A 2,442-nucleotide genomic window follows, 5' to 3' on the forward strand; every position below is an offset into this window, starting at 1 on the left:
CGCGCTCGTGGCGGCGGTGGCGGTGATCCCGTGGACCTTCTCGTCGTCACTGGAGAAGGTGACCGAGTCCTCGGTGACGTCGAGCGTCAGGGAGTCCACCGAGAGCACCCGCTGCTCGATCGAACCGGGCTGCGAGTGCAGTCCGAGCCGTCGGCTGATCACGCTGGCGAAGAACACGCTGAACGTCACGTCCACGTCGACCACCCCGTCGCCGCCCACGCGGGAGCGGGTGTCGGAGGGGTCGTCCAGGAGCCAGGAGCCCTCGGCATCGCGGACCAGGTCGATGGTGCGCTCGTACTCCTCGGTGGACACGGTCAGCTGCACCCGGTGAGGGGCCAGGTCCGATCCGATCTCGACCTGGTACTCCAGAGTGAACGCCTGGTGGTCGGGGTGCGCGGCGGAGACGATCCGACCCCGGGCGCGGGAGGACTCGCCCTTCCGGACGAGTCTCACCTGCTCGATCACCCTGCCGGTCTCGGAGATCCACGTGTACATGCGGGGAGCCGAGGCGCGAGGCGCTTCGACCTGCGGCGAGGGCGACTGGGAAGCGTTCACCCCTCCTACGGTATGAAAATCTCCACCGAAACGCACATCACCGGCCCGTCGCGGCGGCCCTGCGTCACCTCGGTCGCAGCTCCACCCGTGCGCGTCGCCAGGGATACAGCGTCACGTTCCGCGCCCTGGGCCACTCGTGGCCACTGCCCACGCGGTCGAGCCGGTAGCGCTCCAACACCTGCCGGAGGATCACCTCGCCCTCCATCATCGCGAAGGACGCACCGATGCACCGGCGGGCGCCGCCGCCGAAGGGCAGCCAGGTGGTGGGGGTCGGGACGTCGCCGAGGAATCGGCCGGGGTCGAACTCCTTGGGCGCGGGGTAGGCGGCCGGCGCGCGGTGGGCCAGGATGATCGACGGCGAGATGGTCATCCCCCGCGGGTAGGTGCGGCCGCCTACGGTGGCGGGTTCCTGCAGCTCCCGCATCACCATCGGGACGACGGGGTGCAGTCTCAGGGACTCCTTGAGCACGGCGTCCAGGTACTCCGTGCCGCCGGTGGCGATCTCGGACACACATCGATCCTGGATCCCGGGATGCCGGGCCAGCTCGAGCACCGACCACGCCATGGCGGTGGCCGTGGTCTCGTGTCCTGCGGCCACCAGGGTCATCAGCTGGTCGCGCAACTCCTCGTCGGACAACCCCTGCGCGTCCTGGGCGGACGCCCGCACCAGCAGTGCCAGCAGATCCCGTCGCCCGGACAGGGCCGGGTCCCGGCGGGTCGTCTCGATCTCCTCATGCAGGAAGGCGTGGATGGTCGCGAGGTCCCGGACCTGTCGGCTCCACGGCCGGAACCGGCGCAGCGGCAGGATGCCCATGCCGATCATCACCACCGGCCCGGCGTCCACCGCCCGCGCCACGATCGGCCTCATCCGGTCGAGGCGGGCCGAGTCCGTCACCCCGAACACCACGCGAAGGATCACCTCGAGCGTGAGCTCGCTGAACAGGACGTGCGCACGGACCCGGCCCGATCTCGGCCAGCGATCCAACTGCTCGGTCGTGACCTCCTCGACCAGCGAGCGGTACCCCTCGATCTCGCGGCGCCCGAACGCCGGCGCGAGGAGCCGGCGGGCGCGCGCGTGTTCGTCACCGTCCTGGAGGAGGAGAGAGTGTTCCCCCAACAGCGGCCGCAGCAGTTCGTTGCCCTTGCCCGCGTGGAAGACCGACGGCGAGCCGGCGAAGACGTCCTTGACGTCGGCGGGATCGGCGACGGCGACCACCGTCCGGCCCTTGGGCATCAGGTCGAGCTTGAACGGCACCCCGTACCGCCTGGCGGCGGCCGGGAAGACGGCCGCGGGGGCCGAGAGTGCGAGCAGGGCCTGCACCAGGCCGGGTAGGCGTGGCCCGGGGGGAACGCCGTCGTCTGTGGTCACACTGTCCATGGTGACACCGTAGGAGTCGACAGGTGTCGCCGCAGCCGGACCGGCGAACGAAGACCGAGGCCGGACACCGAGGGGTCGCCGGACGTTCACCGCGATCGTCACCTCGCCGTGGCGGTCACCGGCTACCGTGAGCCCATGGCCCTGCTCCCCGTGGACCTGGACTCGACGCCCGACGACATCGCCTCCCTCCTCGCCGTGGACGCCGCCGTGCGCGCCGCGGTGGGCCTGGAACACTCCCCGCCCACACCTTCGGCCCTGCACTGGGTCGGCGCGGAAGGGATGTGGATGGCCCTCGTCCGGCCCGGCGAGGGGCGCGCTCTCCTGGCCGGCTGGCACCACGAGTTCTCCCTCACGGAGGGCAGCGGGCGTGCCGGAGAGGCCGGGACGGACCTCGTCGGCGACGCCCCGGGGTGGTGGCGACGCGGGGTCGAGCACGCCCGGTCCAAGGGCCTCTACCTGGGCTTCCTGTACGGCTGGGACGGGGCCGCGTGGTGGCGGCTGGACCAGCC

2 protein-coding genes and 1 pseudogene are annotated in these 2,442 nt (G+C 71.5%); 1 reads left to right on the forward strand and 2 read right to left on the reverse strand.

The features are described 5' to 3' along the window. On the reverse strand, window positions 1–555 hold a 555-nt coding region (locus tag G6018_RS10065; RefSeq protein WP_347237846.1), incomplete at its 3' end, for a putative glycolipid-binding domain-containing protein. A gap of 64 nt (window positions 556–619) precedes the next feature. Next, window positions 620–1,924: a cytochrome P450 gene (locus tag G6018_RS10070; protein ID WP_347237847.1), complete on the reverse strand. Its 1,305-nt coding sequence runs from the start codon at window positions 1,922–1,924 to the stop codon at window positions 620–622. 144 nt (window positions 1,925–2,068) lie between these two features. On the opposite strand from G6018_RS10070, the pseudogene G6018_RS10075 reads away from it, so the two are divergent. After that, window positions 2,069–2,442: pseudogene (locus tag G6018_RS10075) on the forward strand (hypothetical protein); the annotation flags it as partial.

It is taken from the genome of Dietzia sp. DQ11-44 (genome assembly GCF_014145205.1).
Lineage (GTDB): Bacteria > Actinomycetota > Actinomycetes > Mycobacteriales > Mycobacteriaceae > Dietzia > Dietzia natronolimnaea.